At 56.2% G+C, this 13,718-nt stretch carries 15 protein-coding genes; 4 read left to right on the top strand and 11 right to left on the bottom strand.

All coding sequences use genetic code 11. From position 1 onward, the window contains the following. Position 1: 1 nt before the first annotated feature. Together dut and coaBC are read right to left on the bottom strand one after the other, a co-directional pair. Positions 2-460, bottom strand: a complete 459-nt coding sequence (gene dut / locus FKM52_RS18150; RefSeq protein WP_167519778.1) for a dUTP diphosphatase — start codon at positions 458-460, stop codon at positions 2-4. Next, a complete protein-coding gene (gene coaBC / locus FKM52_RS18145; RefSeq protein ID WP_141177563.1) occupies positions 438-1,652 on the bottom strand; it encodes a bifunctional phosphopantothenoylcysteine decarboxylase/phosphopantothenate--cysteine ligase CoaBC in 1,215 nt (404 codons plus the stop codon). The genes dut and coaBC overlap by 23 nt, the downstream gene beginning before the upstream one ends. A 207-nt stretch (positions 1,653-1,859) precedes the next feature. On the opposite strand from coaBC, the gene radC reads away from it, so the two are divergent. The 4 genes from radC to mutM all read left to right on the top strand — a co-directional run bounded on the left by radC (position 1,860) and on the right by mutM (position 4,051). After that, complete coding sequence (gene radC / locus FKM52_RS18140; protein ID WP_141177562.1) at positions 1,860-2,510, top strand: RadC family protein; 651 nt, start codon at positions 1,860-1,862, stop codon at positions 2,508-2,510. 239 nt (positions 2,511-2,749) lie between these two features. Continuing rightward, entirely contained in the window at positions 2,750-2,986 is a 237-nt protein-coding gene (gene rpmB / locus FKM52_RS18135) for a 50S ribosomal protein L28 (protein ID WP_038629143.1), read from the top strand. 11 nt (positions 2,987-2,997) lie between these two features. Beyond that, positions 2,998-3,165, top strand: a complete 168-nt coding sequence (gene rpmG / locus FKM52_RS18130; protein WP_013094893.1) for a 50S ribosomal protein L33 — start codon at positions 2,998-3,000, stop codon at positions 3,163-3,165. A gap of 76 nt (positions 3,166-3,241) precedes the next feature. Next, positions 3,242-4,051 carry a bifunctional DNA-formamidopyrimidine glycosylase/DNA-(apurinic or apyrimidinic site) lyase gene (gene mutM / locus FKM52_RS18125; RefSeq protein ID WP_141177561.1) on the top strand — a complete coding sequence of 270 codons (810 nt, stop codon included), beginning with the start codon at positions 3,242-3,244 and terminating at the stop codon, positions 4,049-4,051. A gap of 255 nt (positions 4,052-4,306) precedes the next feature. On the opposite strand, the gene FKM52_RS18120 is transcribed toward mutM, so the two are convergent. The 9 genes from FKM52_RS18120 to FKM52_RS18080 form a co-directional block, all read right to left on the bottom strand. Further along, the gene (locus FKM52_RS18120; RefSeq protein WP_141177560.1) at positions 4,307-5,125 is read right to left on the bottom strand and encodes a class I SAM-dependent methyltransferase; all 819 of its coding nucleotides are present in this window, start codon (positions 5,123-5,125) and stop codon (positions 4,307-4,309) included. Positions 5,126-5,262: 137 nt separating this feature from the next. After that, on the bottom strand, positions 5,263-5,742 hold the full coding sequence (gene coaD, locus FKM52_RS18115) for a pantetheine-phosphate adenylyltransferase (RefSeq protein WP_141177559.1): 480 nt from the start codon (positions 5,740-5,742) through the stop codon (positions 5,263-5,265). Beyond that, positions 5,739-6,518, bottom strand: a complete 780-nt coding sequence (locus FKM52_RS18110; RefSeq protein ID WP_141177558.1) for a glycosyltransferase family 2 protein — start codon at positions 6,516-6,518, stop codon at positions 5,739-5,741. Before FKM52_RS18110 ends, coaD begins: the two co-directional genes overlap by 4 nt. Continuing rightward, entirely contained in the window at positions 6,519-7,793 is a 1,275-nt protein-coding gene (gene waaA, locus FKM52_RS18105) for a lipid IV(A) 3-deoxy-D-manno-octulosonic acid transferase (RefSeq protein ID WP_141177557.1), read from the bottom strand. 79 nt (positions 7,794-7,872) lie between these two features. Next, the gene (locus tag FKM52_RS18100) at positions 7,873-9,018 is read right to left on the bottom strand and encodes a glycosyltransferase family 4 protein (RefSeq protein WP_141177556.1); all 1,146 of its coding nucleotides are present in this window, start codon (positions 9,016-9,018) and stop codon (positions 7,873-7,875) included. Continuing rightward, positions 9,011-10,084: a putative lipopolysaccharide heptosyltransferase III gene (gene rfaQ, locus FKM52_RS18095; protein WP_141177555.1), complete on the bottom strand. Its 1,074-nt coding sequence runs from the start codon at positions 10,082-10,084 to the stop codon at positions 9,011-9,013. Before rfaQ ends, FKM52_RS18100 begins: the two co-directional genes overlap by 8 nt. A gap of 88 nt (positions 10,085-10,172) precedes the next feature. Beyond that, a complete protein-coding gene (locus tag FKM52_RS18090) occupies positions 10,173-11,174 on the bottom strand; it encodes a glycosyltransferase (protein ID WP_141177554.1) in 1,002 nt (333 codons plus the stop codon). A 2-nt stretch (positions 11,175-11,176) separates the two neighbouring features. After that, positions 11,177-12,277, bottom strand: a complete 1,101-nt coding sequence (locus FKM52_RS18085; protein WP_141177553.1) for a glycosyltransferase family 9 protein — start codon at positions 12,275-12,277, stop codon at positions 11,177-11,179. An 83-nt stretch (positions 12,278-12,360) separates the two neighbouring features. Then, positions 12,361-13,446, bottom strand: a complete 1,086-nt coding sequence (locus tag FKM52_RS18080; protein ID WP_141177607.1) for a glycosyltransferase — start codon at positions 13,444-13,446, stop codon at positions 12,361-12,363. Positions 13,447-13,718: the final 272 nt, after the last annotated feature.

Here is a 13,718-nt window from a genome sequence, read left to right as displayed (position 1 = left end):
TTTAATTTCGACCTGAATGGCCGAAGCCGCCTTCACCGCGCGCGCTGGCGTCAAAATCTTCTACCAGATTAAATTCCGCCTGCACGACCGGAACAAAAACCAGCTGGGCGATACGTTCGCCGGGCTGAATCGTGAAGCTTTCCTGACCACGGTTCCAGACCGACACCATCAGCTGGCCCTGATAATCGGAATCAATCAGGCCAACCAGGTTGCCCAGTACGATGCCATGCTTATGACCAAGACCTGAACGCGGCAGAATTACAGCCGCCAGGGCAGGATCGGCGATGTGAATCGCCAGGCCGGTTGGCAGCAGCGTAGTGGCGCCCGGCGCCAGCTCCTGCGGAGCATCAAGGCAGGCGCGCAGATCCAGCCCTGCGGAGCCGGAGGTGGCATAGGTCGGCAGAGGAAATTCTTTACCTACACGCGCATCAAGAATCTTAACGTCGATTTTTTTCATCATAACGGCTGACAATCTCGTCTAATAACTGCTGGCCAAGGAGCGTTTTACCCATGAGCGGCAAAACTTTTTCTCCCTCCTGCCAGAAAAGGTGAAGAGCATTGGTATCGCTGTTGAAACCTTGCCCGGATTTAGAAACATCGTTAGCGCAGATAAGATCCAGATTCTTCCGCACACGTTTTTGTTGGGCGTATTCTTCCACATTACGGGTTTCAGCGGCAAACCCTACGACATAGGGGCGCTGTTCGCGCATGGCGCCGACGCCGGCGACAATATCGGGGTTTTTTACCATTTTCAGCGTGATTTCATCACCCTGTTTTTTTATTTTTTCCACCGCGATGTCTGCTGCGCGATAGTCTGCCACGGCTGCGCTGCCAATGAAAATCTGTTGCTGAGTAATTTGCGCCATCACCGCTTTTTGCATCTCCAGCGCGCTGGTGACGTCAATGCGCCGCACGCCAGCGGGCGTGGCAAGCGCGACCGGCCCGGCAATCAGCGTGACGTTTGCGCCTCTGGCTGCGGCGGCGGCGGCGATGGCGAAGCCCATCTTGCCGGAGCTGTGGTTAGTGACATAGCGTACCGGATCGAGCGCTTCGCGCGTAGGGCCGGCGGTAATCATAATATTGAGATGTTGCAGATCGTTAGTCGGTGTCGACCAGGCGACGGCACGCTCGACAATCGCCAGCGGGTCGAGCATGCGCCCCGGCCCCACGTCGCCGCATGCCTGGCTGCCGCTGTCCGGCCCCCAAATCATTACGCCGCGCCCGGCAAGGCGCTGTAGATTGTCCTGCGTTGGCAGAGCGCGGTACATCTGCTGATTCATGGCGGGCGCCACGGCAATCGGCGCAGCGGTAGCCAGGCAGGTTGTGGTTACCAGATCGTTCGCCATGCCTGCCGTTACGCGCGCAATCAAATCAGCCGTAGCGGGAGCAAGAATGACCAAATCGGCCCATTTGCCCAGTTCGATATGCCCCATTGCCGCTTCTGCCGCCGGGTCGAGCAGATCGTCATAGACGGGATAGCCGGAAACCGCCTGCAACGTCAATGGGGTAATAAAGGCTTTTGCCGCCTGGGTCATTACGACGCGTACTTCCGCGCCGCGATCGCGTAAGCGGCGTACCAGCTCTGGCGTTTTATAAGCGGCGATGCCGCCGCTGACGCCGACTACGATATGTTTTCCGGTTAAGCCCATCATTTTCATGTCTGCCCTTATCAAACCTGCTGAGATGCCTGGCGGCAACACTATAGCGCCATTTTACCATATTCTTACCGCCGGGCCGTTTAGCATCCCGCCACCTTTGCGAGCGATGCCGAGAAGTAAAGTCTGACCGCTGGCGCGTTTTCAATGTCGGAGGCAAAGTTACGGCTGGATGCGTAACAGCGCCGGCGGGGGAATAAGCGCATGTTGAAGCCAAGGGAAAAACTCGATCAAAAAGGCGCTGCGGCGTTAAGCGACGCCGAGCTGCTGGCTATTTTTTTACGCACCGGCGCCAGCGGCAAACCGGTTATGGCGCTGGCTAACGAACTGCTGATGACTTTTGGCTCGCTTTATCTGCTGATGAGCGCGGATAAAAGCGCTTTTAGCGCGATAAAAGGAATCGGTAACGCCAAGCTGGCGCAGCTGCACGCGGTGGCGGAGCTGGCGCGCCGCTTTTTTGATGCGCAGCTGATGCGGGAAGATGTGCTGGAAAACCCGCAGATTACGCAACGCTATCTGCAAAGCGTGCTGGCGCACCAGGAGCGGGAGATCTTTATGGCTATTTTTCTTGATAATCAGCATCGGGTTTTACAGGCGCAGCAGCTGTTTTCCGGTACTATCTCCAGCGTAGAGGTGCATCCGCGCGAAATCGTCCGGGCGGCGTTGAAGCTTAACGCCGCCGCAATGATTCTGGCGCATAACCATCCCTCCGGCCATGCGGAGCCGAGCGTCGCCGACCGTGATATTACACAACAGATTAAACAGGCCTGCCAGCTGGTGGATATTCGCGTGTTAGATCACCTGGTTATTGGAAAAGGCGAATACGTTTCTTTCGCCGAAAGAGGCTGGCTTTAATGGTTAAAATTGCCTCATTCCTGCGCTGTTGCGGCGATCCGGAGGGATCTTTATCTGTTCGGGACTTGAGCACCGACGCGACAAGGCGTATACTACGCCACCTTTGAGAATCTCGGGTTTGGCGTTTAGGCCTGCTCAGCGGGTTCGCATCGAACTCGCCTGGATGGGCTACCAGCCTGACGAGGCGGCCAAGACCTAATTTTTAAAGCTCGAGCTGATTTGATTTTTGGAGAATTGACATGTCACGAGTCTGCCAAGTAACTGGCAAGCGTCCGGTGACCGGTAACAACCGTTCCCACGCAATGAACGCGACGAAACGCCGTTTCCTGCCGAACCTGCACTCTCACCGTTTCTGGGTTGAGAGCGAGAAGCGTTTCGTTACCCTGCGCGTATCTGCTAAAGGTATGCGTGTAATTGATAAAAAGGGCATTGATACGGTTCTGGCCGATCTGCGTGCCCGTGGTGAGAAGTACTAAGGAACTGAATCATGGCTAAAGGTATTCGTGAGAAGATCAAGCTGGTTTCCTCTGCTGGTACAGGTCACTTCTATACCACCACGAAGAACAAACGTACTAAGCCGGAAAAACTGGAACTGAAAAAGTTCGATCCGGTTGTACGTCAGCATGTGATGTACAAAGAAGCCAAAATTAAATAATTGCGGCTTCCACGGAAAACCCGGCTTCGGCCGGGTTTTTTGTTTTTATGAGAACATAAAACGTGGGGGAGCTGCCATGCCTGAATTACCTGAGGTAGAAACCAGCCGTCGCGGCATTGAACCGCACCTGGTTGGAGAGACAATTCTGCATGCCGTGGTGCGTAATCCACGGCTGCGCTGGCCTGTCTCGCAGGAGATTCATACCCTGAGCGATCAGCCGGTGTTAAGCGTGCAGCGGCGCGCAAAATATCTGCTGCTGGAGCTGCCGAAGGGCTGGATTATCATCCATCTGGGCATGTCGGGCAGCCTGCGCGTACTGCCGGAAGAGATCCCGGCAGCGAAACACGATCATGTCGATCTGGTGATGAGCAATGGCAAAGTGCTGCGCTATACCGATCCGCGTCGCTTCGGCGCCTGGCTCTGGAGCAATGATTTACAGGCCAGCAATGTGCTGGCGCACCTGGGGCCGGAGCCGCTCAGCGCCGCTTTTAACGCCGACTATCTGTTTGAAAAATCGCGCGGCAAGCGCACCGCGGTCAAGCCCTGGCTGATGGATAATAAGCTGGTGGTGGGCGTGGGAAATATTTACGCCAGCGAATCGCTGTTCGCCGCCGGGATCTTGCCCGATCGACCGGCTATGTCCCTGTCGTCAGAAGAGGCGGCGCTGCTGGTGAAAACCATCAAGGCGGTACTGCTGCGCTCCATTGAGCAGGGCGGCACGACGCTGCGCGACTTTTTGCAAAGCGACGGCAAGCCCGGCTATTTTGCTCAGCAGCTACAGGTGTATGGGCGTGCAGGCGAACCCTGCCGCGTATGCGGAGCGCCCATCGAGAGCGCCAAACACGGACAGCGCAGCACCTTCTTCTGTCGTTGCTGCCAGCACTAAAACGGCGTTCCGTGCGGCAAAGAGCAGAAACAGGCGTAACTGAATATGGCACGAATCAGGGCGCAGAGGTTAGCCGTTGCAATCTGAGCGGCGGAGCGAAATATCATGGTTANTGGCACGAATCAGGGCGCAGAGGTTAGCCGTTGCAATCTGAGCGGCGGAGCGAAATATCATGGTTATACGCCCGCGGTGATGGTTATACGCCCGCGGTGATGGTTATACGCCCGCGGTGATAGTTATCGCCCGCGGTGATGGTTATACGCCCGCGGTGGAAGAGCTATCCCACCACACCAGCGCCCAGTCGCGCGGCGGAATCAAGGTAGATAGCGTTCCCTGACGGCGCTGTTGCTGCCAGAGCTCATACAGACGTTGCCGATCCTCGCAGCTGAGCGTGCCGCCTGACCAGCTTACGCTTTCGGCAAAACGTTCAAAATCTTCCGGGTCGGGCGGCAGACGTGGGTCGCGAATAAAATCAACGTGGGCATAAATGCCCATTTGGTAAAGCAGATTAACGGCGTAAATGTAGGTGGGATATGCAGTAACTTCACGCCCCAGAAGGCGCTGGATAAGCGGCGAAATAAAGTAGGGCCTGACCAGATGCGTGGTATAAACCCGCAGCCGCGCCTTTTGATTTAACTTTGCCAGCGCCTGCGCCAGATCGGCAACCAGCGTCGATCGCGAGGCAACGGCAATATCACACACCGGCAGATCATCCCAGTTCTCTTCCCAGGCGCGTCGTATTAGCCTGAGGTTATCAACGCCGGCCTGCTGCGCGCGCTTTCTGGCCGCCTGCAGCATGCCCTGGCTGTAATCGACGCCATAGACATGCGTCAGTTTATCCGCCAGCGGCAGACAGACGGAGCCGGGGCCGCAGCCCATATCCAGCAGCGTGGCGGCGCCTTGCAGGTCGATCTTCGCCAGCAGCTGTCTCAGGTAGGCGTTATCAGGATGGTCGCAGCCCTGGGCGAGCTTTTCCGCGCGCCTGTCCCAGTGTTCGGGCGCTTTTTCCGTTCGCCCGTTAAGCGCCCACTGCTGACGATAGAGATCGGCAAAAGCAATATTATCAATCGACATATTTCCTCCCCAGGGTAACGGCGCCGCGACGCCGACGCGCCCACCATCTTAATAAGCTGCTGAGGATGATTTAATCATCAAAAACGAAATGTATTATTGTATATAACGCCAGATCGATGTCCGGCATCAATATTTAACTACGCCAGTTTCGCCAGCAGCGCCTGATAAACCGGCTCCGGCAGAAAGGCTTTTACCTCGCCGCCGTGACGCGCGACTTCTTTTACCAGCGAAGAAGAGACAAAGGAGTAAGCTTCGGAGGGCATCAGGAATACGCTTTCCAGCGCAGGCAGCAGGTGGCGGTTCATATGCGCCAGCTGCAGTTCATATTCGAAATCGGACACTGCCCGCAGGCCGCGAACCAGCACATTCGCCTGCTGCTCGCGGGCAAAGTTCGCCATCAAATCGCTAAAGCCGGTCACTTCTACGTTAGCCAGATGTGCGGTAGCCTGCCGCGCCAGCGTAACGCGCTCTTCCAGGCTGAACATCGGCTTTTTGGACGGGCTGGCGGCGATAGCCAGAATAATATGATCGAACATCATCGCGGCGCGGCTTAAAATATCCAAGTGCCCGTTCGTCAGAGGATCAAAGGTGCCGGGATAGATAGCTTTGGTGCTCATGATTTATCTCCATTCGCTGACTGACCCAGCGCCCACAGCGCCGCGTACTTATTGAAAGTATATTGCGCATTCACCACTGCCAGCATCCAGCCCTGAGGCCCGTCGAGAAAACCGGCGCGCAGCACCAGGGTTTTACAGAAAGCGCCCAGCGTATGACTGAAAACAGAAAAAACGCCGCAGCGTTTGCCCTGCTGATATCGCTGCTGCGCCCAGGCCGTAGCGTAGGCCAGCTGCTTACGCTGAAAAGCTGAAAAATCGCGGCAGGTAAGATGTTGTAAATGGCCCGGCAAAGGTATTACCTGCGCCTTTCCCGTCTCCAGCGACTCATGAACCTGATGATCGTTATAGCGATAGGCGCGCGGGTAGAGGCGTACCACGCGGTCAGGATACCAGCCGCTGTGGCGCATAAAGCGGCCTAAAAACAGGTTCAATCGCCCCAGGCTGTAGACGATATCCGACTGCGGCGCGCCGTTAAGCACCTGCTCAATAGCGGCACGCAGCTCTGGCGTCACGCGCTCATCCGCATCGATCATCAAAATCATATCGCCGCTGGCGTACGACTGCGCCAGCTGACGCTGTTTGCCATAGCCGGGCCACTCCTGTGACTGAAAAACCTTTGCGCCGTGCTGCTGCGCGACGGCAAGCGTATCGTCGCTGCTGCCGGAATCCAGCAGGATAATTTCATCCGCCCAGCTAACCGAGGCGAGACATGCGGGCAGCAGCTCAGCTTCGTTTTTAACGATTGTCACGACGGAGAGGCGTTGGCGAGTGCTCATTTAATGGTTCCGTGGCGGCAGATAGGGTTCGAGTAGCTGAAGCAGGCGCTGCAATGCGCCCTGGTTTTGATGCAGCACCTCCACCGCATGGCGTCCGTGATAGCGCCGATAGTCATCATCAACCAACAGGTTGGCGATTTCATGCACCAGCGAGGCGGTATCCGTTACGGTGATCAGACCATCGGCCTGTTTCAGCTTGCTGCAGATATCTTTAAAGTTAAAGGTGTGAGGCCCCATCAGCACGGGAATCGCATGTGCGGCCGGCTCCAGCGGATTATGACCGCCGCGCTCCACCAGGCTGCCGCCGACAAAGGCGAGATCGGCAATGCCGTACAGCAGCATCAGCTCGCCCATGGTATCGCCAATCACCACCTGAGTCGTACCGGAAGGAATTTCGCCGCTGCTGCGTAAGGTATAGCTGAAGCCGCTTTTTTGCGTCATTTCCCGCGCGCTCTCAAAACGCTCCGGATGACGCGGCACCAGGATCAGCAGCAGATTGGGAAAGCGCGCCAGCAGGCGACGATGCGCCTCCAGCATGATGCTCTCTTCCCCTTCGTGGGTGCTGGTGGCGATCCAGACCGGACGGCGCGGCGCCCACTGACGACGTAGCGTGATCGCCCGCGCCGCCAGCTCCGGCGTAACGGAAATATCGAATTTCAGGCTGCCGGTGATGGCCAGCTGGGAACGTTTCAGGCCCAGCTCAATAAAGCGTGCGCCATCCTCTTCATTCTGCGCGGCTATCAGGGTAATGCGTTGCAGCAGACGACGCATAAATTTCCCCAGCTTTTTGTAGCCAGCCGCCGAGCGCGCCGACAGACGCGCATTAGCGATGACCAGCGGTATTTGGCGATCGTGCAGCGCCTTAATCAGATTCGGCCACAGCTCGGTCTCCATAATAATGACCAGCCGCGGATCGACGGTATTAAGAAAACGATGAACGGCGTCGGGCAGGTCGTAAGGCAGGTAAACATGATGGACATCTTTGCCGAAGGCCGACTGCGCGCGCTCCGAGCCGGTTGGCGTCATGGTAGTGACGGTAATCGGCAACGTTGGATAGCGATGACGCAGCGCCCGCACCAGCGGCACCGCCGCCAGCGTTTCTCCTACGGAAACCGAATGCAGCAGAATGCCGCCGGGGCTGACTTTTCCTGCGCAGAAACCGTAGCGTTCAGCCCAGCGTTTACGATAGGCAGGCGCTTTACGACCGCGCAGCCAGAGGCGCAGCCAAATCAGGGGCTGGATAAGGTAAAGCAGGGTGGTGTAAATCGTCGTCATACCGATCTTTACGACACTTATGCGTCAAACCTGGGCAAAATATGCGGAATGCGCATGTTAGCAGATAACGCGCCGGCGCTCATCTAACTTCCGCCGAGCCTGCCAGCAGCTGCTGATAAAGCGAATTTAGCTCAGCGCCCAGCCGCTGCGGCGTATAAGGCAAAATTCTGGCGCGTGCCGCGTCTCCCATCGTTGAATTCTCTACTTTAGCGGGAATAGCTATTACCGCTTCGTGTAATGCCTTGATATCTAACGCGTCACAGACAAAGCCCTGCCTGCCCTGCGCGATAAATTCCGCTCCGCCACAGCCGGTGCTGGTAATCACCGGCAGGCCGCAGGCCATCGCTTCCAGAATAACATTCGGAAAAGGATCGTAGAGCGTGGGCAAAATCAGACCGTCCGCCGCATGGTAGAAGGGCTGAACATCCTGCTGAACGCCAACAAAACGCAGGCGATCCAAGCAGTTAAGCTGGTTAGCCAGCTGCTGATAGCGCGACTGGCGCTTATCCTGGCCGACGACGATCAGATAGCGATCGCTATGGGCTATTGCCTCGATCGCCGCCTTCAGCCCCTTACGCTCGAAGCCTGAACCGACATAAATCAGCGCCACGGCCTGCTGAGGGATAGAGAGCTGCTGCCGCGCCGCGTGACGGGTAGCCTCGGTTGCGGGCTGGAAGCGCTGTGCATCGATAGCGTTATAGATCACCGTGATGCGCTCGTGCGGCAGATTAAAGCAGCGGATAATATCCTGCCTGACCATCTCTGAATTGCAGATCACCTTTTTTAAGGCGGAGGAGTGAAACATCTCCTCTTCCGCGCGCAGTACATAGCGATGGTAGGGGCTGAGCGAGGCGCTCAGGCGCTGCAGCGGCGAGACGATGCGCGCGCGCTGCTCCAGCCAGACGCGATGGACGCCATCCCCGGCGCGAAAAATATCGCAGCCGGCGATTCGCTCGTGGCTCTGTACGATATCAAAGCGTTCACGCTGCCAGCAGGCGCGCGCGGCGGCGGCAAAACCGCGCTCGCGTGATACCCGTCCCCATTGAGGCGGGTTGCAAATATGCAGGCGCCAGTCCGGCTTTGGCGTGCCCTGCCAGCTGCGCGTGATGATATTCAGATCGAGTCGTTCATGGTTCAGCGCTTCCAGCGCCCGTGAAATAAAGCGCTCGGCGCCGCCGTCAGGGCGATATTTTTGGCGAACGATCGCCAGGCGAATATTACGCATCCAGATAACTCCTTGCGGCTGCAACCACGTCATCAACCGGAATCGCGCTCAGATAACGTCGTTCGGTTTGCGTATCGATAGAGTCCGGCGCGGGCAGCGGACCGTAATCGCCGGCCCAGATAACGCGGTTGTTTTCACCCCACGGACGCCAGTGCTGAAGTTTGGTTGGGCCAAACAGCGCCACGCAGGGCGTTTGCAGCGCCGCTGCCATATGCATCGGCGCAGAATCGACGCCGATAAACAGCCGGGCATGATCGATCAGCGCCGCCAGCTGCGTCAGGCTAAGCTGGCCGGCGATGGTTGTAACCTGCGGGTTGCGGCAAAGCGACAGAATATGCTCGATCATTGCCATCTCCTTCGCATCCGGCGCGGCGGTTAATACAATCTTCAGGTCGGGCTGATTAAGCCGATCGATTAATGCCGCCATCTTTTCATCATCCCAGCATTTGAATACCCAGCGTGAGGTGGGCTGAATCACTACGTAAGGGCCATTAACGCCGCGCTGGAGCAGCAGCTGCTCCGTAGCCAGCCACTCCTGATGAGCGTAATGCATTGAGACGGGGACATGGTTCGTCGGTATGCCAAGCGGGGAAAGCGCCAGCAGATTCTGCTCAACGGTATGCAGCTGATTAAAGCTTGTGGCGGCAACCAGCTGGTTATGGCAAAGACGCCAGAAAGCGTTATCGCGCTTGTTGTAGGCAAAGCCGATGCGTTCCTGCGCGCCGGAAATCAGCGTAATCAGCGCGCTGCGCCACTGATCGGCCAGGTTGATAACCAGATCGTAGCGGCTGCGCCGAATGGCGTTTACCAGCGCCAGCTCATGCTTTAGCTGTTGCCAGGCGCCCAGCTTTTTCCATTTACGGTCGATCCGATGCAGATGACGTATGGCGGGATGCGCCTGTAGCATCGGAGATGTTTCCTGATAAAGCAGCACATCAATCGAAGCGTCGGGATAACGCTGGCGCAGCGCATTAATGACCGGCGTCGTTAGCAGCATATCGCCGTGATGGCGTAGTTTAATCACCAGAATAGTACGCGGTGTAAAGGATGCAGGGATAGTTGCCATACAAAACCTGTCTCAGGATCAAGTGAGCCGATTCTAGGGGAAAGCTAACTGCGGGAAAAGCGCCGCACAGGCTTCTCCCGTTTTGTCGTTAACGCTGGCGCCAGCGATAAAGACGACAGAGCCAGAGTAGTAGCTGATACCACTGCTTCAGACCACGCGCATTGCGTAACATTCGACGATGGGTTTGGGTGGCGAAGATATCAGCAATAATCGCCTGACGCGCGGCGGCTTCCGGTTCACGACGCACCGAGTGGCAAACGCTTAGCGCTTCATGGGTTATCTGATAATGAAACTCAGGATAAATAGTTACTTTTCCGCGATAGCGCTGATTTATCTCCTCCAGCATACGCGCAATTTTCAGATAATGACGCTGGTACTCCACGTTGCGCTGGCCGGTACGTTTGCGGTTGCTGATAGACTGGTCATGGACATGATAGCGATACAAAGCTACGTCGGTATAACGTACCCGGCGCGCGTTAAGCATAAATTCCGTCGTCCAGGGGATATCCTGGTGGTGCAGCCCCGGTTCAAACAGCAAGTTACAGGATTTGATCAGCGATAAACGATAGATGCCAATCCAGACCACGTGCAGGTAGCGGCGGGTTGCCAGCGCCTTGCTTAGCCAGGCGGCGCCGTCCAGCACGCCGGTCGAGGTCAGCCGATCGTGAGGGATCAGCGTTCTGACGCGCTGGCTGCCGGTATAGAAACACTCGGCGTTGCACTGGGCGGCATCCAGCTCATCCTGTTCCGCCATCTCTACCAGCGTCTGATAGAGGGCGGGCGAAAGGGTATCGTCGGCGTCCGGAAAGGTAACATACTTGCCGCGCGCTACCGCGAGGCCGGCGTTGCGCGCGCGGGAGACGCCGCCGTTCTGCTGATCGATCACGCTGATATGCGCATAGCGCGCAGCGTACTCCGCCGCCCGTTCGCCGCTGCCGTCCGTCGAGCCATCATTCACGATGATGACCTCAAGACGGTTAAAGGTTTGCGCCAGCAGCGACGCCATAAACTTGTCGAACAGCTCGCCTGCGTTATACATCGGAACGATAACGCTCAGCAAAGGGGAAGCGGTGTCAGAAAGTTGAGTCATGGTTAATGAAGTTTGGTCTGGCGCAGCCGGTGCGGCTGGCGTGCGGCAATAAAATCATGGATATCATCAAGCCTGTGCCGATCGAGCGCGTAAAGCTGTTCCGCCGGATAGGGAAAACGATATTGTGCGGCGAAAACAAACGAGGAAGGCGCGATACGATCGGGGCCAATCAACAGCACATCGCCTAACGGGCGCTGCTCTTCTATGCAGCAGGGGCCGTAGATCAAAATCACCGGCACGCCAACGGCGTCAGCGATATAAACATTACCGGAATCTGAGGCGATGTAAAAGTCCATCATGCTGATCGCATGCGGCAGCCCCTCCAGCGGGATATCGCCAATCAGGCTGATAATATTATCGCGTTCTCCCACCACCTGATAGAGCGCCTGCAGCCGCTCCATTTCGCCAGGCGAGCCGAATATATAAAACAGGCAGGGCAGATCGGCCAGCCGATCAAACAGGCGCTGCCAGATAACCGGGGGAATAGTTTTTGCCTGATTGCCTGCGGAAATGCTCAGGCCGATTTTGATCCCGTCCTGGCGCTGCAGCGCTGCCGGAATAGCGGCAAGCGGACAGAGCGGACGGGTGGCGTGCTTTGGGTAGCTGTCCTTAGTCAGCCGCGGATCTCCCAGCTTAAGATAGTTTTCTAGCGTCAGCGTATGCTTTTCATGTTTTACGGTGCCGCTGGCCGTCCAGTAGAACAGCGCCTGATACCATCTACGCCGATAGCTGGAGAGGAAACGCTTATTTCCCGCGTTACAGCAGGCGGCATAAAAAAGATTGATGTTGTTTGGGTGCAGCAGATAAACATTGTCGTAGCGATTCATCAGCTGCAGCGCCAGGCCAATTTTAGCGCGCAGGCTGTTTTTGTGATCTTCGATATACCAGATTTCCTGCAGCGTATCGTCGTTTTGCGCCAGGGGCGCGACGGTACGGCTGAGCAGCGCATCGCTGCGCTGCAGGTAGGCCAGCAGCGGCGTGATATTAATAAAATCGCCGATTTTAGCGGTCTGAATTACCAGATTGCGCCCGGTTTTTTTATGGAACAGTTTTCTTATCCATTTTAGCGGCAGCAGTAAAATAAAAATAAAAATGTAATTCACACCGTTTCCTCAGCGGTACTGGCTTCGAGGCAAAACATAACAATCCCCTGTTAAAAAATATATTCCATTAGTGTGCTTCATGCTCAGTGCTCGATCAGTGCGAGGTAACGCTGACAGATGACCTCAAGAGAATAGCCTGAAAGATCAAGCTGCTGAAGTTCAGGTGGATGATGGTAGATATCCCGCATTTTTTCCGCCAGCGACTCGCTGGTCATCTCTGCCAGACCGCGCGCCAGCTCGCCCTGCAGTATAGTTTCCGGGCCGCCGGGACAACGGGTGCTGACAACCGGCGTCCGGCAGAGCAGCGCTTCAACCAACACATTGCCAAACCCTTCGCTGTCTGAACTGACAATCAGCATACGTGCATGTTTTATCCATGCATAGGGATTATGGGTGAAACCTTTAAAAATGACACGTTCGGCAATATTCAGCCTTTCAGCCAGCTGCTTTAGCGTGGCGATACGCGCCGGATCGCCCTGACCAATCAACACCAGCGGCGCCTGCAAACCGCTTTTGGCGTAGGCCTCCAACAGTCGATCGTGACGCTTGGTAGCGTGAAAACGCCCAACGTGCAGCAGGTAATCCTGGCCGGAGAGTTCGCAGGGTTCGCCGGACTGTTGAACAATCAGTCTGACGTCGAACGGATTGAATATCACCGCTTCCCGTGCGGGCTGGATGCCGTAATGCCGCTTCAGATCGTCGATAACGAACGGCGATACGCCAATAATGTTGCGATGCTGATAAACGCGGCGGGTTTTATGAATTTTCAGCCAGCGGGAAAAACCTTTGCGTCGCGCCAGATAGGAGGCGGAAAAGACGCCGTGCAGGCAGTACCAGGTTCTCGCCGGGTCGAGGTGGCGGCAGCGGCTAACGATGCGGTCCGTTTTATGCAAATGGGAGATCACCAGATCGAAGGCGCCGTAGCGATGCTCGGCATCGATAACCGCCTGGTCCAGCAGATGCGCCCGGCGATGCAGCTCGGTAAGTTTACGCCATGGCCGGCGGCAGCTATCCTGAATCACCTGATAGTCCAGCCCGGTCGGCAGAGGGTAATCACAAACGCTGCGCAACGAAAACAGCGAGACGTGATGCCCCAGCGATAACAGGCCCTTAGCCAGCGTTAGCACGACTTTTTCCGCACCTCCGCCTGGTAAGCCATCAATGATCATCAAAATACGCCTGGACAATGTTTAAATCCTTCTGTGTGTAACAATAACTACTACGCACTGCCAAAAGTGTAAAAGCAATCTTGTCGTTAGTTAAGTTATTCGTTTTTTAACGTCGATAAGCGCATGTCGGCGGCAGATGCGCCTCTGCAGGGCTGCTGGCCCGGCGTCGTATTGTCGTTGAAGATTACTCCATCATATCGGCTAAAAAAACCTACCGATCTGCCCATAACATCTTAATTAAACCCTGTTTGACCGGTTGTTACAGACCATGG

Source organism: Mixta tenebrionis (assembly GCF_006517625.1).
In the GTDB taxonomy this organism is placed as follows: Bacteria; Pseudomonadota; Gammaproteobacteria; order Enterobacterales; family Enterobacteriaceae; genus Mixta; species Mixta tenebrionis.
The sequence above is the reverse complement of the archived record's forward strand: the minus strand, read 5'-3'. Positions and strand labels throughout refer to the sequence as shown.